This window comes from Desulfuromonas versatilis (genome assembly GCF_019704135.1).
In the GTDB taxonomy this organism is placed as follows: Bacteria; Desulfobacterota; Desulfuromonadia; order Desulfuromonadales; family NIT-T3; genus Desulfuromonas_A; species Desulfuromonas_A versatilis.
On record NZ_AP024355.1, the window covers coordinates 2,812,026 to 2,830,262 of the forward strand.

Consider the following 18,237-nt stretch of genomic DNA (forward strand, 5'->3'; position numbering starts at 1 on the left):
CTTTTCAGATGCTCAGCCGCTTCACCTTGCGGCCCTCGATGAAGAAGTCAAAAACGACCCGGGAAACGAAGATCGCGGTAAACATGGAGGCCAGGATGCCGATGGAAAGGGTCACCGCGAAACCCTTGACCGGTCCGGTCCCGAACTGGAACAACACCAGGGCGGCGATCAGGGTGGTGACGTTGGCGTCGACAATGGTCAGCAGGGCTTTGCTGTAGCCGGCATCAAGAGCGTTCAGAGGGGTCTTGCCCAACCGCAACTCTTCACGGATGCGCTCGAAGATGAGCACGTTGGCATCCACCGCCATACCCACGGTGAGCACGATGCCGGCGATACCGGGAAGGGTCAGCGAAGCCTTGAACAGCGAGAGCATGGCCATGATGAAGACGATATTGAGCACCAGGGCGAGATTAGCCACCAGGCCGGACAACCGATAATAGAGAGCCATGGCCAGGATCACCAGGATGCCGCCGATGATTACCGAAAGCACCCCCTGGTTGATCGAGTCCCTGCCCAGGGAGGGGCCCACAGTGCGGTCCTCGAGGATCTTGACCGGAGCCGGCAGGGAACCGGCCCGCAGCACGATGGCGAGATCCGTGGCCTCCTGCTCGGTGAAGGCGCCGCTGATCTGCGCGCTGCCGCCGGAAATGCGCTCGCGGATGACCGGTGCCGAATAGACGGTATCGTCCAGCACGATGGCCATGCGTTTGCCGACGTTGGCCGCGGTGATCTGGTCGAAGCGCTTGGCACCGACCGAGTTGAAGTCGATGGCGACATAGGGCTCGTTGAAGCGGGTATCGATGCGCACCTGGGCATCGGCCAGCAGGTCGCCGGTCAGCACGGTCTTGTCGAAAACCACGATAGGGGTCTCGGTTACCGCACCGGTCCGGTTGTCCACCCGCCGCTCAAAGAGCAACTGGGTATTCGCGGGCAGGATCCCCTTGACCGCTTCCTGCGGGTTGGCCTCCTCGGCGACCATTTTGAATTCGAGCCGCGCGGTTTTGCCGAGCAGGGCGATGGCCCGGTCGGGGTCCTTGACGCCGGGGAGCTGGATCAGAATCCGGTTGCCGCTCTGGCGCTGCAGGGTCGGCTCGCTGACGCCGAACTGGTCAACGCGGTTGCGCATGGTCTCCAGCGCCTGGCGAACCGCGTAATCCTTGATATTGGTGATCTCGTTGTTGCTGAGTCGATAGTTCTTCTGGATGTATCCGCCCTGGTCGGTCAGGGTCATCGGCTCCAGGGTCGGGAAGTTGGTATCCATCAGGGCATCGACCTGGGCCCCGGCGGCCTCGTCATAGACGGTGATGGCCAACCGCTCGCCGGGCAGGCGCTCCACCCGCTTGAAGATGATGTCCTTTTCGTTGAGCAGAGCCTCGGCCTGATCGGAAACGCTGTCCAGACGGCTCTCCACGGCTTTGTCGACATCGACGCCGAGGACCAGATGCATCCCCCCCTGCAGGTCGAGACCCAGGTGAATGGGATCGAAAGCATCGGTCCACCAGCCAGGAAGACTATCCTTGAAAAAGCTGGGAGCGAGGGCCAAGAAGGACACAACCAGGCAGAGCAGGATCAAAAGCCCCCGGTATTTGACGCTTTTGGACATGGCGTTAATTTTCTCCTTTGGGTTTCATTCCAGGCCGCCCCCTCCGATGGCGAGGCCAGCCCCAGGTCTGCGGGCAATCCAGGTTACTGGTCCTGCCGGGCCGAAACCACCGAAGAGCGATTCACCTTGATTTTCACCCCGGTTGCCACCTCGATGGTGACCACGGTGTCCTGAACGGCGACCACTTTGCCGTGAATGCCCCCGGCGGTGACGACCTGGTCTCCCGCCTTGAGGGACTCGATCAGCTCCTTGTGCTGCTTCGCCCTTTTCTGCTGGGGGCGGATCAGCAGAAAATAGAAAATGGCGAACATGATCACCAACATGATGATCCCTTCGTAGCCGGAGCGGCCGCCCTGCTGCCCGGCAGCATTGCCTGCCATGGCAAAAGCCTCGGAAACGCCAAACAAATTCATGAAAACATCCTCCTTGGGGTATGAGATAACGCTTTAAGTGCCGCTGGTTAACCTTTTGTTTTACAAAGCATCTTCTGCGGCAGCTGGGGTAGCCGCCTGACGCCTGCGGTAAAAATCGTTTTTGAATGCCAGAAATCTGCCCGCCTCGATGGCCTGCCTGACTTCCTCCATCAGGTGGAGATAATAGTGCAGGTTATGGTGCGTATTGAGCACCGAGGCGAGGATTTCGCCACTCTGGTACAGGTGACGCAGATAGGCCCTGCTGTAGTTGCGGCAAACATAGCAGCCGCAAGCGGGATCGATGGGCAGCGGGTCCTCGAGGTAGCGCGCCTGCTTGATGCTGATCTTGCCGAAGGTGGTGAACAGCACCCCGTTGCGGGCGTTGCGGGTCGGCATGACGCAGTCGAACATGTCGACGCCACGGCTGACCCCCTCGATCAGGTTCTCCGGAGTGCCCACCCCCATGACGTAGCGGGGCTTGTCGGCCGGCAGCAGCGGAAGGGTCCAGTCCATCACGTCATACATGAGGCTGGCTTCTTCACCCACCGACAGTCCGCCGACGGCATAGCCGTGGAAACCGATTTCGAGCAGGTCCTCGACGCTGGCGGCGCGCAGGTCGCTGTGCATCCCGCCCTGCACGATCCCGAACAGGGCCGACCCGTCCTCGGCTCGATGCGCCTGCTTGCAGCGCCGCGCCCAGCGCGAGGAACGTCGGGTGGAATCCAGCACGTATTCACGGGAGGAGGGATAAGGAATGCACTCGTCGAAGGCCATGATGATGTCCGCACCGAGGGCCTGCTGAACCTCGATGGAAGACTCGGGGGTCAGCGTGTGGCTGGAGCCGTCCAGGTGAGACTGGAAACGCACCCCCTCCTCGCTGATCTTGCGCAGGTCGCCCAGGCTGAACACCTGGAAACCACCGCTGTCGGTGAGAATAGGCCGGTCCCAGTTCATGAAGCGGTGCAGCCCCCCCAACCGCTGCACCAGGTGGTGGCCGGGGCGCAGGAACAGGTGGTAGGTGTTGGCCAGGATAATCTGCGCCTGCACCTCCTTGAGGCTTTCCGGAAGCATGGCCTTGACCGTGCCCTGGGTGCCGACGGGCATGAAAACCGGAGTCTCGATGGTCCCCTGCCGCGTGTGGACTCGGCCCCGGCGGGCCTGGCTCTGGTCATCCTGTTTTAAAAGATCGAAGGAAAACTCTCTGGACAAAAATGTACCTGCTTGCATAAAAGGTCTGCAGCCGCCCTGTCAGGCAATCAGCATGCAGTCGCCATAACTGAAAAACCGGTAGCCTTCGCGCACCGCCTGACGATAGGCCTCCAGCACGAAATCCCGGCCGGCGAAGGCGGATACCAGCACCAGCAGGGTCGACTGGGGCAAATGAAAATTGGTGACCAGCGCATCCACGATCCGGAATTCGAAACCGGGGTAGATGAACAGGTCGGTAACACCCTGCCCGGGCAGCAGCCGCCCCTGGTCGTCGACAGAGTATTCAAGGGTCCGGGTGGTTGTCGTACCCAGGGCGACCACCCGCCGCCCCTCCCGCCTGGCCCGGTTGACTTCTTCCGCGGTGGTTTCGGGGACAGTGAAGACCTCGCCGTGCATTTGATGCTCGAGGAGGTTTTCCGTCCGCACCGGGAAAAAGGTCCCCAGTCCTACGTGCAGCGTAACCGGAACGATCCGCACACCCTTTTCGCGCAGCGCCGCGAGGATCGGCTCGGTGAAATGCAGACCGGCGGTGGGTGCGGCTACCGCTCCCTGGCTGCTGGCGAAAACCGTCTGGTAGCGGTCACGATCGAGATCCTCGTCGTCGCGCCGGATATACGGCGGCAGCGGAATCCGTCCGACCCTTTCGAGCACCTCGCCAAAGGCACTCCGACAATGGAAACGGACATGTCGAAAGGGGGGCTCGCCCCCCTCCAGGACTTCCCCTTCCAGCTCTCCGTTCCCCAGCAGCAGCTGGGTTCCGGGGCGTGGGGTCTTGGAGCATTTGGTCAGACAGACCCAGTCCTCGTGTTCGCCAACCAGCCGGCGGACCAGAAAGACCTCTACCTTCCCGCCGCTCTGCTTGGAACCGAGCAATCGGGCCGGAATGACCTTTGTGTCATTGTAAACCAGAACATCGCCGCTTCGAAAATGATCGACGATGTCGGAAAATTTTCCCGATTGAACCCGGCGCCGTTTCCGGTCCAGGGTCATCAGCCTCGAGTCGCCGCGTCGGGGGGGCGGATACTGGGCTATCTGGTCTGCTGGAAGCTCGAAATCAAAATCGCTGAGTTGCATGTAAATTCAATCTGCTGGTCGTTTTTCGACCCCCGAAATCAGGGTCTAAATCAATCACAATTAAGGGGTAAAGTCAATTCTTTTCCCCCCTAGCCACTGACCAGATAGACCGCCAGCAACCCGGCGAGCATCAGCATCAGGCCGAGACCGCGCAGAGTCGCTTCCGGGGCAGCCAGCATCCGTCGCAGATAGCGCTTCATGCCCGCCGGAGAGAGAAACCAGGGGATCCCCTCCAGCACCAGAACAACGCCCAAAACCTGGACCCAGAACTCCATCCGCCCCCCTGACTCCGCTGAAATTAAGGAACTTTTTGGCAGATATATTGCAGCCTTTCACCCTTGTTTAAAAGTGAGGTATATTAAGTAGCCGCAGGCGCCCTGTCAAGCAAAAGCCCGGAGGATATCCCCACAGCGCGGCGCCCCCCTGCGGTGGCGCACAACCGGGAGTCCCGGGTGCCAAGAGCCTGCCGAGACCTGCACAGAATTGGAAGAACAGGTTCAGCCGCCAGGCGACCATCCCGGCATTTGGCGGCCTGATCGGTCTTTTGGCGTTTACACCATCAGCAAGGGCGGGCCAACCCCTGATTTGGCCGCAATCCAACCGAGTTCCGGATGAATTCTCTGAAGATTAAAATCCTCAGCATTACCACGATCATCATGGTGATGGCGGTCGGGCTCACAGCCTGGCACAACCTGAGGACCCAACAGGCGATGCTGGCCCAGATCGCCATCCAGAACGGCCGCATCCTGGGCGAGACGATCCGCAACAGCATCATCACCGACATGGCCAATGGTGAGAATGCGGCCGTCGGCCACATACTGGAAAAAATCAAGAGGGAACCGACCATCGCGGCCGTCCGGGTGTTCGACGATTCCGGTCGGGTCCTGATTTCTGCGGCCCCGGAGGAAATCGGTGACATCGTCGATGCCGCCGACCTGTTGGCATTTCGCTCCGGGAAAACGTCCTATTCCATTGAAAAGCACGGCAGCAGCTTCCACAACACCAACCTTCCCATCTACAATGCTCCGGCCTGCTACAGCTGCCACGGTCCCGAGAAGGAAATCCTCGGTGTGCTGAGCGTGCATCTGTCGCTGAACGCCCTCGATAGTCTGCAGAGCGCCGGCCGCGAAGCCACTTTCCTGTCCTCCGTCGGCATGCTGATCATTCTCATCCTGGCCATTTCGGGCTTTATCCTGTTTTACGTCGACTCCCCCATCCGCAAACTGGTGGCTGCCATGACCCACCTGGAGCGGGGGGAATTCGACCGTGCCGAAATCAAGCTGACCAGCTCCCGGGAAATGACCCAGCTTTCCGGCAAATTCAATTCCATGGTAGAGCGGCTCAAAGACCTGATCCAGGCGACCGTACGCCATGAGCGGGAATTGGCGATAAGCCAGGAAAAACTGGCTCACCACGATGAAATCCGCAACATGAACATCACCCTCGCCGAACGGCTCAAGGAGATCGAGTATCTCAATATCAGCCTGGAGGAACGCATCGAGGAGATCGAGGAGGCCAATTACAAGATCGCGGACCTGGCCAGCGACCTCGAAAACAAGAACACCAACCTGGAACGGGCGGTAACCCGCCTCTCGGCTATCTACAAGTTGGGCCTGGCAATCAATTCAACCATGGATCTCAACCAGCTGTTCCATCTGCTGGTCAATCGCACGGTCAACACCCTCAAAGCCAGGGTCGGCTACCTGCTGCTGCTGGAGAAGGATACCTGGAGCGCAAAACTGGCCGGAGCGACGGGCCTGCCGCCTGGGGTCGATCCGGACATGCGCCTGGAGCTGAAACCCGGGGGGGTGGCCTACTGGGCGATAAGGAACTGCCAGCCCCTGCTGATTTCGAGCATGAACGAGGCGCGGGAATTCAGCAGGATCAGTCGCCTCGGCTATACCCGCGAAACGGTGATTTGCGCACCGCTGCTGATCAAGGACGAACCTATCGGCGCCATCACCATCGCCAACAAAGCCGACAATACCGCCTTCAGTCTGGATGATCTCGAGCTGCTTGGGACCATCGCCGCCCAGGCCAGCATCGCCATAAAAAATGCCCGGCTCTACGAGGAGCAGCAGCAAACCTACCTGAACACGGTCCAGGCCCTGGTTTCCGCCATCGAGGCCAGCGACGCCTATACCCGCGGGCATTCGGAGCGCGTCAAGCGCTACAGCGTTGCCCTGGCCAGACGCATCAACCTTGCCCCGACTACCATCAAACGCCTGGAACAGGCGGCCATTCTCCACGATATCGGAAAAATCGGCATCGATGTGGCGCTGCTCAACAAGCGGGAAACCCTCTCCCTTGAAGACGTCGACATGCTGCGCCAGCACCCGGCCATAGGGGGCCGGATCCTGGAACCCATCCAGTTCCTCAGGGAGGTGCGGGAAATCATCGAACAGCACCACGAACGTTTCGACGGTGGAGGCTACCCCCATCGCCTGACCGGCGAAAACATTAGCATAGAGGCCCGGATCCTCGCGGTCGCCGACACCTACGACGCCATGACCTCCGATCGCCCCTACCGCAAGGCACTCAGCCACCAGTTCGCCCTGCAGGAGATCGCCTCCCAGGCCGGCAGCCAGTTCGACCCCCAGGTCGCCAATGCGTTCCTTGGGATGTGCCAGGAGGAAGGTTTTCAACCCGGTCTTGCCAGAACCCCATGATCAAGTTCAGGCTGCAACCGCCCATGCTGTGGGGTACCACCCTGCGGAAAAAAATTCTCCTGCCGTTTTTCCTCGTCCTGTTCCTGCTGGGGGTCGCAGCCACACTTGGTTCGGCATTCTTCGTCACCGGGGCCCTGTACAGAACATCGGACGAGCGCCTTCTCACCAGTCAGGAGGCCACTTTCAGGGCGCTGAAACAGCAGGAGGCCCTCCTCCAGACCTACGCCCATCTGTTCAACTACACCAACGCCCGGGTCGCGGCCGATTCGGGCCCCTCCCAGGCGGCGGCGCTGCAGGAGACCCTGTTCGAATCCCTGCGCCAGGAAAACATCTCCATCGCCCTGGTCCCCTCAGGCACCGGCCTGGCGCTCCCCTACCCTTCGCTGCAAGAGCTGTTTTCAAAGGTGGAGAAAACCACCCTCCCGGCCTTCGGGTTTGCCGCGGACACCGGTTCGGTGCCCGCCCTGTGTTTTGCCGCTCCAGCCATCCAAAACGGCAAAGTCAGCCAGGTGAACCTGCTGCAAACCCCCCTTACGCCGGAATACCTGAAAAATCTCTCGCCGGATCGCCGCATCAATTTCTTTCTGCAGTCGCCCGAGGGAAAGCTGCTTGCGGGGACCAGGCCCGGTCGGGAAATCCCCCGGCTGGGCCCGGAGGAACTGAAGGCGGTGTTCGCCGGCATACCGGTTTTCAAAAATTCCCCCGATCCTCTGCCCTACCGCTTCCTGTTCCAGGCTATCCCCCTGGGAACCGATGGCCTGGCAATTTCGGTGCATGAGCTGCCACTTGCCGATGTCGAAATGCTGGTCAGCACCCTGGCCACCCGCTCCATTACCACCGTGCTGGCGGCGTTGCTGCTGGGCGCCTGGCTCTACTGCAGGACCATCCGCCGGATCCTTTTCCCGGTCCAGGAGCTGACCAAGGCCACCAACGCGGTCAGCCGGGGTGATCTGAACTACAGAATCCGGGACTGCGGGGCCGATGAACTGGGCCGAACCGCCGAGTCCTTCAATTCCATGCTGGCACGCCTCGAGACCCTCTACGCCGAAAAGCTGGAGCAGGAAAAACACCTGGCCCGCACCCAGGAGGAGCTGCGGCACCAGGAGTCGATGGCGCAAAAAAATCATGCAATCGCCAGGGCCAACCAGGAACTCAAAGGGAGATTGCGCGAGATCTCGGCCCTGTACCAGCTGAACCAGGCCATGATTTCGACTCTCGATCTGGGCGTTCTGTTCGACCGCATCCTGCAGGTACTCAAGGACGTGATCCGCTGTGAGGAGATGGTTCTGATGCTGTACAACCCCGGGGCCGAAGAGCTGGATGTGCGCAAAACGGTGGGCATCGACCCTGAACTGCTCAAAGGAGTGGCCTTCAGGCTGGACGAGGGGATCACCGGCCGGGCAGCGCGCAGCCAGCGATTGCAGTACATAGCCAACCTCGAGGCGGAGACCCAGAATCTGAACTACAAGGGCAAACGCCAGGGGCGCGGCTCCATGGTCGCGGCGCCCCTGGCGGTCAAAGGGCGCCTCGCCGGGGTGCTCAACTTGCACAAACCCACCACTCAAGGTTTTTCCGAAAAGGAGCTGCGCCTGATTCAGGCCATCGCCAATCAGGCCGCCATTGCCATCGATAACGCCCAGCTATACGAGAAGACCCGCAACCAGAGCAACACCGATGAGCTGACCCAGTTGGCGAACCGAAGGCAGTTCCAGGTCATCCTCAAGCGGGAGCAGGCCCAGGCCCGGCGCTACAGCTCGAATTTCAGCCTGATTATGATCGACATCGACCATTTCAAAAAGTACAACGATTTCCACGGCCACCTCCAGGGGGACCTGGTCCTGAAGCGGGTTGCCGACCTGCTGCTGCAGAATACCCGGGGGATCGACCTGGTAGCCCGTTTCGGTGGAGAAGAGTTCATCATTCTGCTGCCCAAGACCAGTGGCGAAGGGGCCGTCGCCGCCGCCGAGAAGCTGCGCCTGTGCGTTGCCGAGGACCCCTTCCCTGGTGCCGAGCACAGCCAACCCGGGGGGCAGCTCACCCTTTCGCTGGGGGTAGCCGAATTCCCCTCCCACACCAAGGATGTCTACGAGCTCATCGACCTGGCCGACCGTGCTCTGTACATGGCCAAGGAGTCCGGACGCAACCGCACCGTGGTCTGGAAACCACGACAGGACGCTCGGCCGGATTCCCCCCCGTTGTTTCCCGACCACTGAAAACCTGCAAAAACCACAACGCCGCGGCAAAATGCCCCGGCGTTTTCTTTTGTTTCGCGCTAATTCCCTCCCCGCCGCCGTTCCAGCAGCAGCCGGCCGTCCTCCTGGCGCCCGCAGCGCCTCAGAGCCTCGAGGACATCCTGGCGATGCTCGGGCAGATGCCAGAGCAACAGGGCCTTCTGCAGGCGCTTCTCCCGGGGGCTGCGGGGCACGTTTACCGGCTCCCCCGTGAAAGGGTCGCAGCCGGTGTGGTACATGCAGGTTGCCAGGGTTCCGGGTGTGGGGGTGAACTCCTGAACCTGCTCGACCCTGAGCCGGTTGCGCTTGAGAAACAGGGCCACATCCACCATGTCGGAGAGGGTCGAACCCGGATGACCGGCGATAAAATAAGGGACCACTCCCTGGCGAAGACCGAGTTTCCCGCTGGTCTGCCGGTAATAGGCCAAAAACTGCTCGAATGCGCCCGGCCCGGGCTTGCGCATGACCCGGGTGACCTTATTGCTCGCTGACTCAGGTGCCACCTTGAGCAGCCCCCCCACGTGATGTTCGAGCAAGGCCTCGAAATACTCCTGCTGATGTTCCATCAAATCGTAGCGGATACCCGAAGCCACGTAGGCATGCTTGACGCCGCGCTGGCGCCGGACCTTGCCTAGCAGCTGCGCCGCCCGCCGACCCGAGGTCACCAGGTGACGGCAGGGCCTCGGGTAGAGGCACCCGGCACGCCGGCAGGTCCTCCGGGCCTTGTCGCTGCCACATTCCAGTCCGTACATGTTGGCGGTGGGGCCGCCGATATCGGTAACCGTGCCGCGAAATTCGGGATGGTCCGCCAGCCGCTCCAATTCATCCAGGACCGACTGCTCGGAGCGGCTCTGGATCTGCTTGCCCTGGTGATGGGTGATGGCGCAAAAGGCGCACCCTCCGAAACAGCCGCGGTGGGTGGTAATGGAAAACCGGATCTGTTCGTAGGCCGGAATGGCCTCGTGGTAACTGGGGTGGGGAAGCTTCTGGAAAGGGAGTCCGTAGACCCGGTCGAGGGCCACCTCATCCAGGGAAGCGGCCGGCGGCTGCACCACCACCCAGCGGGGGCCATGCTGCTGGGCCAGCACCCGGCCGGAATAAGGGTTGGCCTCCCCGGCGGCCAGCCGGAAGGCTTCGCCGTAGCGCGCAGGGTCCTGGCTGACCTCTTCGAATGAGGGAAGCACCACGGCCTGTTCCGGCGGTTCCGGGGACAGGTGGGCGGTCCCGGAAATATCGCTCAGCGAGGACAACGACTCACCGCCCTGAACCCGCCGGGCGATCTCCAGCAAGGGCGTCTCCCCCATGCCGAAGACCAGCAGATCGGCCTTGCTGTCCACCAGCACCGAGCGGCGCACCCGGTCGTCCCAGTAGTCATAGTGGGCGAGCCGGCGCAGGCTGGCCTCGATGCCGCCGATCACCACCCCAAGCCCCTTGAAGGCCCCCTTAAGGGCGGCAGTGTAGGCAATCACCGCCCGGTTGGGGCGCCCCCCTGCCCTCCCCCCGGGGGTGTAGGCGTCGTTGCTGCGGATCTTTTTCGCCGCCGTGTAATGGTTGACCATGGAGTCCATGGCCCCGGCGGAGACCGCGGCAAACAGTCGCGGGCGGCCCATAATACGCAGGGCTTCGGGATCTTTCCAGTCGGGCTGGGCGATAATCCCCACCCGGTACCCCTCTGACTCGAGCAACCGCCCGAGCAGCGGGATGCCAAAGGCGGGATGGTCGACGTAAGCATCCCCCGAAACCAGCAGGATGTCGAGTTCCTCCCACCCCCTCGCCGCCATTTCCCGGCGGCTCATGGGCAGGAAGGCCTTTTGCGCGGCGGTGCTCAGCGGCTTTGATCCTTGATGAAATTGGCCACGGACCGATCGTAGCTGCGCTCACCCTCGGGGGTGAAAAAGCAACCGGGGATTTCCCCGCGCCCCTGGTGGCGGGCGACGCATTTACAGCAGTTGCCACGGATGTCGCAGGCGCTATAGGTGCAGGTACAGTGCTTGAGAGACTGGCTGGAAATGCACTCCATCAAACAACTCCTTTGCTAGGCTCAGGGAAAAACGGGCAGGCCGGTCAGGCCGGCACTTTCTTCGAAACCGAGCATGAGGTTCATGTTCTGAACGGCCTGCCCGGCCGCTCCCTTGACCAAATTGTCGATGGCGGAAACCACAATCACCCGCCCGGTGCGCGAATCGCTGACCACGCCCAGATCGCAGTAGTTGCTGGCCCGGACATAGGCAACGTTGGGCAGGCTGCCGGCGGGATGCACTCGGACGAAAGGCTCGTCGGCATACTCCTCGCGAAAGGCCGCCAACAGCTCGGCGGTGGTGCGCGACTCCTGCAGGCTGGCGTAGCAGGTGGAGAGAATGCCGCGGTTGACCGGCAGCAGGTGCGGGGTGAAATTGATCATGACCGGTTTGCCGGCCAGATCGCCGAGAGTCTGCTCGATCTCCGGAGTGTGCCGGTGTTTGGCCACGCCATAGGCCTGGAAACCCTCGTTGACCTCGCAGAACAGGCTGCCGACCTTGGCCGAGCGCCCCGCGCCGCTGGTGCCGGACTTGCTGTCGACGATCAGGCTGGCGGGGTCGATCAGGCCGCGCTTGAGCAGCGGCGCCAGGGCCAGGGCTACGCTGGTCGGATAGCAGCCCGGGTTGGCCACCAGCCGGGCGCAGCGCACCTGCTCGCGGTAGATTTCCGGCAGGCCGTAGACCGCCTCCTTCAGCAGCTCGGGGCTGCTGTGCTTTTGGTACCAGGCCTCGTAGACCGCCGCGTCCCGCAGCCGGTAGTCCGCCGAGAGGTCGATGACCTTCTTTCCCGCGGCGAGCAGATCCGGCACCACCGCCATGGCCGCCTGGTGGGGCAGCGCGGTAAAGACCACGTCGGCCTTTTCGATGACGACGCCGGTTTCCGAGCCGTCGCAGGCCAGGGTGATGCGCTCGAGCAGCGAGGGGAAAACCGCCGCGATCTGCTCGCCGGCGTTCTGCCGGGAGGTGAGGCAGGCGATCTCCACCTGGGGGTGATTGGCCAGCAGCCGGATCAGCTCGACCCCGGTGTAGCCGCTGGCGCCGACGATGGCAACCTTGATCATGGCAAACTCCGCGTAAAAGGAAAGGGAAACCCGAGGGTTTCCCTTTCCTGACTAACATATTGCGCTGTGAAACCGTTCCGGCGGTACGCCGCGATTAACGCTTGGAGAACTGGAAGCTTGCGCGGGCGGCACGACGCCCGTACTTCTTACGCTCTTTCGCGCGGCTGTCGCGGGTGATGAAGCCAGCCTTCTTGAGAACGGCACGCAGTTCAGGATCGGCCTCGAGCAGGGCCTTGGTAATGCCGTGCTTGATCGCACCGGCCTGGCCCGAGGGGCCGCCGCCGGCAACATTGACGAAAATATCGAACTTGCCGACGTTGTCGGTCAGTTCCAGGGGCTGCTGCACGACCATCTTGGAGGTTTCCCGCCCGAAGTAGTCGCCCAGAGCACGTTTGTTGACCACGATGTTACCGGTGCCGGGCTTCAGCCAGACCCGAGCCACGGAAGATTTCCGTTTACCGGTCGCGTAGAATTTCTGTTCAGCCATCTTTATCTCCTCAATTCAGCTTAAAAGGTCAGATCTTTGGGCTGCTGGGCGCTGTGGGGATGCTCACCGCCGCTGTAAACCTTCAGCTTCTTGAACATCTGGCGGCCCAGCTTGTTCTTGGGCAGCATGCCCTTGACCGCCTTCTTGATGAGATCTTCAGGCCTTTTCTCCAGCAACTTTTCAGCGTTGATCGACTTCAGCCCGCCGGGGTAGCCGGAGTGCTGGTAGTACATCTTGTCGGCCATCTTGTTGCCGGTCAGCTTGACCTTCTCGGCATTGACCACGACGACAAAATCGCCGGTGTCGACGCTGGGGGTGTAGATAGCCTTGTGCTTGCCGCGCAGCACGCGGGCGATCTCCGCCGCGGCACGACCCAGCACTTTGCCCTCCAGGTCAACAACGAACCAATTTCTCTTAATATCTGCCTGCTTGGCGACTTGGGTGCTCATCGAGTTCCTCTCTTCACTCCACTGTGATTTCTGTATCGGGGCTCACAGAAGCTGTGAATTTAGCTAAAAGCACCGGGCATGTCAAGATTTTTTTCGGCAAAAAAAATGCGCCGGATGGCAGGCCTGAATCCGTCTCGAACCACTCAGAGAATCCGCGGCTTGATGCTCAGAACCGGGCAGGAGGCGTGCTGCACTACCCGTTCGGCGGTACTTCCGATGAGCAGGTGGGAAAGACCGGTGCGACCGTGGGTCCCGATGACGATGAGCCCGGCATTTTCTTCATCGGCGAGTCGGCAGATCTCCTTGAAGGGGATTCCGGCGGTCACCCGGCATTCGATATGAATGCCGGGGTGTTCCGCCCGCCGGCGCTCGGCTTCTTTTTTCAGGCCAGCCTCGGCTTCACTGATGCGCCGCTTGCGGATCTCGAGGGGCTCGCCACCCAGGTTGGCGAAACTCTCCACTTCGCCGCTGGCCACCACATGGTGCAAAACCCAGGTGGCGGGGAACAATTTCCGCAGGCCGAAGGCAAACTCGAGCGTTTCGATACTGTAGGAGGAAAAATCGATGGGGACGATTATTTTCAACGGCTTTTGCATTTGCCCTCAAACTCTGGAGTAAGGCGCCTTTCCGGCGAACCAACTATACCCCGGAGAGGCGAATTTGCAACCTTCAGGACAGGGATTAAAAGGTCTCCCCCCGGGCTCGGCAGGAATTCAGTACCAGACTTCCATCAGGCACAGGCCCTGGGGCGGGGCGGTGCGCCCGGCGGCCGGCCGCCCCCCTTCCCGCAACAGGCGCGGCACATCAGCTTCCGGGCGCCGGCCAAGACCGATCTCCACCAGGGTCCCCACCATGACACGAACCATGTTCTTGAGAAATCCTGCGCCCTTGACATCGATGTGCAACAGCTCTCCCTCCCGCAGCAGTTCCACTGAGAACACCTCCCGCCGGGTGCTGCGCGCCTCGCAGCTCGAAGAACGGAAGGCCGAAAAATCGTGGCATCCGACAAAACCGGCGGCGGCCCTGGCCATGGCGATCTCGTCCAGGCGGGAACGCAGGTGCCAGCTGTAGCGTTCGGCCAGCGGCGAACGCACCGGCGCAAGATATAGGGAATACCGGTACCATTTGCCCCGGGCGCTGAACCTGGCGTGAAAGTCCTCGTTCACCTCCTCGACCCCGCGCACGGCAATATCCCGGGGAAGCAGGCGGTTGACCCCCTCCCGGTACGCCGATTCGGGAAGCTGCCTGAAGGTATGAAAATGGGCCACCATCCCCCGTGCATGCACCCCGGCATCGGTCCTGCCCGAGGAATGCAGCCGCACCTCTTCGCCAAGCACCCCGCAAAGTGCCTGTTCCACTACCTGCTGGACGGAAATCCCGTTGGGCTGAACCTGCCAGCCGACATAATCGGTACCGTCGTATTCTATGGTCAATTTGATGGTCGCCATCAGCCAAGCATCCACAATGCGCCCAGGACTGCGAGGCTCGCGCAGAACCAGAACAGTTCCCCCTTCGGCAGACGGGGCAAAGCTTCGATGGCGGCGCCTCCCTGCAGTCCGGCCTCCCCGCGGGCCATACACTGGGCCAGGGCATCGGCCCGATCGACCAGCCGCAGCATCAGCGGGGCGACGAGGCCACCGAACAGGCGAATCCGCGCCGGCAGACCCAATGGCGGTTTTTCTTCAGGTTGGCCGGACTGCTGCCGGTAAACCTCGAGGGCCTCGTCACGAAGGATCGGGATAAACTGCATGACCAGTCCAAGCAGCAGCGCCCACTCGCGTGCCGGCAGGCCGAAACGCTGCAGGGGCGCCAACAGCGAGGCGATCCCCCCAGCCAGATGCCCTGGCGAAGTCGTCAGGGTGAGGAGCGAGGAAAAAACCACGGCCAGCGACAATTGCCAGCAGACCTGCAGGCCCCGCAGCAGCCCGTCGAGGGACAGCCAGGCAAACCCGAAAAGCGTCCTGCCTGGCGAAAGGAATAGATGCAACAGGAGAGAAAACAGCAACAGCCAGCGCAGCACCCAGAGGCCCCGCCACCAGATGCGCCACTCGAGACGGCAGAGCAGTGCCAGCACCAGGGCCAGGGCGCTGAGCCCGCCAAGGCGCACCGGGCTGGGCCCGGCGAAGCAGGCGATGACAAACAGCGGCAGCCCGACCAGCTTGAGGCGTGGGTCGAGCCGGTGCAGCGGCGAGTCCCGGGGAACGTATCGCCCCAGGGTAAGGTCAGCGAGAAAAGCCATGGTCACGGGCAAGAAAAGGGGGCCCGAGGCCCCCTTTTCTTCAGTCAGTCTGCCGAATCGGTTTCGGCTACAGGTACCTGGCCGCCAGGATCTCGGCGATCTGCACGGCGTTGGTGGCGGCACCCTTGCGCAGATTGTCTGCCACCACCCAGAGGTTGAGGCCGTTGTCGATCGACTCGTCCTCGCGGATGCGCCCGACATAGGTCAGGTCCTGGCCGACGGCGTCGATCGGCATGGGGTAGAGGTTGTTGGCTACATCATCGACCAGTTCGACCCCGGGGGCAGCGGCGAGCAGTTCACGGGCCTTGGCGGCGCTGAGCTTGACCTCGGTTTCGATGTTCACCGATTCGCTGTGCCCGTAGAAGACCGGGACCCGCACCGTGGTGGCGGTCACCCGGATGCCGGAGTCGCCCATGATCTTCACCGTCTCCTGCACCATCTTCATCTCTTCCCTGGTGTAGCCGTTATCGAGGAAGACGTCGATGTGGGGCAGGCAGTTAAAGCCAATCTGGTGCGGGTAGACCTTGCACTCGACAGGTCGGCCGTTGAGCAGTTCACCAGACTGGATGCGCAGCTCGTCGATAGCCTTCTGACCGGTGCCCGACACCGCCTGGTAGGTGGAGACGACCACCCGCTTGATCCTGGCGAAATCGTGCAGCGGCTTGAGGGCCACCACCATCTGGATGGTCGAGCAGTTGGGGTTGGCGATGATCCCCTTGGCGCTGTAGCCGGCAATGGCCTGGGGATTGACCTCGGGAACCACCAGCGGCACATCGGGGTCCATGCGCCAGGCGCTGGAGTTGTCGATGCACACCGCCCCGGCTTTGGCGGCAACCGGGCAGAATTCGAGACTGCGCCCGCCGCCGGCACTGAACAGGGCGATGTCGATCCCCTTGAAGGAATCCTGGGTGAGCCGTTCGACCATCACCTCTTCGCCGCGAAACTCGAGAAAGCTCCCCTCGGAGCGCTCCGAAGCCAGCAGGCGCAGCTGATTGACCGGGAAATTGCGCTCGGCCAGCACCTCGAGCATCTGATTGCCGACGGCGCCGGTGGCGCCGACCACGGCCACATTGAAAGTTCTGGACATTTTCAAGCTATCCTCTCCCCCGTCCGGCCCGGACGAAGCAGGCTGCGGCAGCCGGACACCCTACAAAAGGGCGCCCGGCCCCAGGATCAGAGATTGGCGACAATGGCATCGCCCATTTCACGGGTGTTGATCTTCTTCTCGCCAGGCTTGCCCTGGAAGATGTCGGCGGTGCGCAGCCCCTGGTCGAGCACCTTCTCCACCGCAGCTTCGACGGCATCGGCCGCCTCGTTGAGGGCGAAGGAATAGCGCAGCATCATGGCGGCCGAGAGTATCTGCGCGATGGGGTTGGCGATCCCCTGGCCGGCGATGTCCGGGGCGCTGCCGCCGGAGGGCTCGTACATGCCGAAGGATCCCTCGGCGAGCGAGGCCGAAGGGAGCATGCCGAGCGAGCCGGTGAGCATCGCCGCCTCGTCGGAGAGGATGTCGCCGAACATGTTCTCGCACAGCAGCACGTCGAACTGCTTGGGCCAGCGCACCAGCTGCATGGCGGCATTGTCGACGTACATGTGGTTGAGCTTCACGTCGGGGTACTGCTTGGCCACCGACTCGACGATCTCGCGCCAGAGCACCGAGGTGGAGAGCACGTTGGCCTTGTCGATGGAGGTCAGCCGCTTGTCACGCCTCTGGGCCGCCTGAAAGGCAACGTGGGCGATGCGTTCGATCTCCGGGATGCTGTAGCGCATGGTGTCCACCCCGATGCGCTCGCGCCCCTGCCCTTCGATCCCCTTGGGCTGGGAGAAGTAGATGCCGCCGGTGAGTTCGCGTACCACCAGCACGTTGAAGCCGCCGGAGATCACCTCCTCCTTGAGGCTCGAGGCGCCGGTCAGAGCCGGAAAGATGATCGCCGGGCGCAGGTTGGCGTAGAGCCCGAAGATTTTGCGCAGCGGCAACAGGGCGCCGCGCTCGGGCTGCTCGTCGGGCGGAAGGCTCTCCCACTTGGGTCCGCCGACGCTGCCGAACAGGATGGCATCGGCGCCCTTGCAGATATCGACGGTGGTCTGGGGGAGGGCCTTGCCTTCCTTGTCAATGGCAATCCCGCCGACGTTGGCAAAGGTGCGCTCAAAGGCGACGGCGAATTTCTTTTCCACCGCATCGAGGACCTTGAGGGCTTCGGTCATCACCTCCGGCCCGATTCCGTCACCAGGAAGTACTGCCACTTTGAATTTCTGCGCCATGCTCTCTCATCTCCTTTTATCGGATTCAAATAAATATTCAAAGGAACAAAACACCATAAAGTCCCCTTTTTTCAAACGGTTGTCACTATAGGAAGGGACCCGGTCTTTGTCAAACCTTTTTTCCCCGGCAACCAGACCAGACCGCAGCACGGCGGGGGGCGCACCAAAAAAACAAACCGCGCCCTGAGGCCCGGCAAAGTGTTCATGATCCGATTATCCGGCATTCGCCGCGGGTTTTTCAGTGCAGGTCTTCCGGAGGGCGAGTGCGCACCTCGAACTCCCGAGTGGTCAGCTCCTTCATGCGCCGAGAGGCGTTGTAGGCCTCTTCCACGGTACCCAGGACGTCGAACTGTTTTTGGGGGGACAGGCTCCGGTAAAAACGGATCAAAGCCAGTTCGTCGCTACTGAGCAGCTGCCAGCGTTCTTTTTTCATGGAGCCTCCCTTCTGTACAGCCTAAGGAATTTCTTGCCCTTATATTCTAGCGTAGTGGAGGCATTTTTCAGCAGCAGAGACTAAATATC

18 protein-coding genes are annotated in these 18,237 nt (G+C 61.8%); 2 read left to right on the forward strand and 16 right to left on the reverse strand.

Annotated elements, in window-relative coordinates; all coding sequences use genetic code 11:
* Positions 1-4 precede the first annotated feature (4 nt).
* From secD to DESUT3_RS12710, 5 genes are all read right to left on the reverse strand, one after another.
* The gene (gene secD, locus DESUT3_RS12690; RefSeq protein ID WP_221248853.1) at positions 5-1,603 is read right to left on the reverse strand and encodes a protein translocase subunit SecD; all 1,599 of its coding nucleotides are present in this window, start codon (positions 1,601-1,603) and stop codon (positions 5-7) included.
* A gap of 83 nt (positions 1,604-1,686) precedes the next feature.
* On the reverse strand, positions 1,687-2,016 hold the full coding sequence (yajC, locus tag DESUT3_RS12695; protein WP_221248854.1) for a preprotein translocase subunit YajC: 330 nt from the start codon (positions 2,014-2,016) through the stop codon (positions 1,687-1,689).
* 60 nt (positions 2,017-2,076) lie between these two features.
* Positions 2,077-3,225 (reverse strand): tRNA guanosine(34) transglycosylase Tgt, encoded by a 1,149-nt coding sequence (tgt, locus tag DESUT3_RS12700; RefSeq protein ID WP_225911502.1) that lies wholly within the window; start codon positions 3,223-3,225, stop codon positions 2,077-2,079.
* 39 nt (positions 3,226-3,264) lie between these two features.
* Positions 3,265-4,299, reverse strand: coding sequence for a tRNA preQ1(34) S-adenosylmethionine ribosyltransferase-isomerase QueA (gene queA, locus DESUT3_RS12705; protein ID WP_221248856.1), 1,035 nt, complete (start codon positions 4,297-4,299; stop codon positions 3,265-3,267).
* 89 nt (positions 4,300-4,388) lie between these two features.
* Positions 4,389-4,574: a DUF2065 family protein gene (locus DESUT3_RS12710; protein ID WP_221248857.1), complete on the reverse strand. Its 186-nt coding sequence runs from the start codon at positions 4,572-4,574 to the stop codon at positions 4,389-4,391.
* A gap of 336 nt (positions 4,575-4,910) precedes the next feature.
* On the opposite strand from DESUT3_RS12710, the gene DESUT3_RS12715 reads away from it, so the two are divergent.
* A complete protein-coding gene (locus DESUT3_RS12715) occupies positions 4,911-6,968 on the forward strand; it encodes an HD domain-containing phosphohydrolase (protein ID WP_221248858.1) in 2,058 nt (685 codons plus the stop codon).
* Positions 6,965-9,181 carry a diguanylate cyclase gene (locus tag DESUT3_RS12720; protein WP_221248859.1) on the forward strand — a complete coding sequence of 739 codons (2,217 nt, stop codon included), beginning with the start codon at positions 6,965-6,967 and terminating at the stop codon, positions 9,179-9,181. The genes DESUT3_RS12715 and DESUT3_RS12720 overlap by 4 nt, the downstream gene beginning before the upstream one ends.
* 59 nt (positions 9,182-9,240) lie before the next feature.
* Here the strand turns inward: DESUT3_RS12720 and DESUT3_RS12725 are convergent, their stop codons facing one another.
* The 11 genes from DESUT3_RS12725 to DESUT3_RS12775 all read right to left on the reverse strand — a co-directional run bounded on the left by DESUT3_RS12725 (position 9,241) and on the right by DESUT3_RS12775 (position 18,148).
* A complete protein-coding gene (locus DESUT3_RS12725; RefSeq protein ID WP_221248860.1) occupies positions 9,241-10,995 on the reverse strand; it encodes a YgiQ family radical SAM protein in 1,755 nt (584 codons plus the stop codon).
* 29 nt (positions 10,996-11,024) lie between these two features.
* Complete coding sequence (locus tag DESUT3_RS12730) at positions 11,025-11,219, reverse strand: DUF6485 family protein (protein WP_221248861.1); 195 nt, start codon at positions 11,217-11,219, stop codon at positions 11,025-11,027.
* 21 nt (positions 11,220-11,240) lie between these two features.
* A complete protein-coding gene (gene argC / locus DESUT3_RS12735) occupies positions 11,241-12,278 on the reverse strand; it encodes an N-acetyl-gamma-glutamyl-phosphate reductase (protein WP_221248862.1) in 1,038 nt (345 codons plus the stop codon).
* A gap of 94 nt (positions 12,279-12,372) precedes the next feature.
* On the reverse strand, positions 12,373-12,765 hold the full coding sequence (gene rpsI / locus DESUT3_RS12740; RefSeq protein WP_221248863.1) for a 30S ribosomal protein S9: 393 nt from the start codon (positions 12,763-12,765) through the stop codon (positions 12,373-12,375).
* A gap of 20 nt (positions 12,766-12,785) precedes the next feature.
* Entirely contained in the window at positions 12,786-13,214 is a 429-nt protein-coding gene (rplM, locus tag DESUT3_RS12745; protein WP_221248864.1) for a 50S ribosomal protein L13, read from the reverse strand.
* A gap of 143 nt (positions 13,215-13,357) precedes the next feature.
* Entirely contained in the window at positions 13,358-13,810 is a 453-nt protein-coding gene (locus DESUT3_RS12750; protein WP_221248865.1) for a universal stress protein, read from the reverse strand.
* Between the two features lie 117 nt (positions 13,811-13,927).
* Complete coding sequence (gene truA, locus DESUT3_RS12755; protein WP_221248866.1) at positions 13,928-14,662, reverse strand: tRNA pseudouridine(38-40) synthase TruA; 735 nt, start codon at positions 14,660-14,662, stop codon at positions 13,928-13,930.
* The gene (locus DESUT3_RS12760) at positions 14,662-15,453 is read right to left on the reverse strand and encodes an energy-coupling factor transporter transmembrane component T family protein (RefSeq protein ID WP_221248867.1); all 792 of its coding nucleotides are present in this window, start codon (positions 15,451-15,453) and stop codon (positions 14,662-14,664) included. Before DESUT3_RS12760 ends, truA begins: the two co-directional genes overlap by 1 nt.
* A gap of 67 nt (positions 15,454-15,520) precedes the next feature.
* Positions 15,521-16,540 carry an aspartate-semialdehyde dehydrogenase gene (locus DESUT3_RS12765; protein WP_221248868.1) on the reverse strand — a complete coding sequence of 340 codons (1,020 nt, stop codon included), beginning with the start codon at positions 16,538-16,540 and terminating at the stop codon, positions 15,521-15,523.
* Positions 16,541-16,626: 86 nt separating this feature from the next.
* Positions 16,627-17,715: a 3-isopropylmalate dehydrogenase gene (gene leuB / locus DESUT3_RS12770; RefSeq protein ID WP_221248869.1), complete on the reverse strand. Its 1,089-nt coding sequence runs from the start codon at positions 17,713-17,715 to the stop codon at positions 16,627-16,629.
* Positions 17,716-17,953: 238 nt separating this feature from the next.
* Complete coding sequence (locus DESUT3_RS12775; RefSeq protein ID WP_221248870.1) at positions 17,954-18,148, reverse strand: hypothetical protein; 195 nt, start codon at positions 18,146-18,148, stop codon at positions 17,954-17,956.
* Positions 18,149-18,237 lie beyond the last annotated feature (89 nt).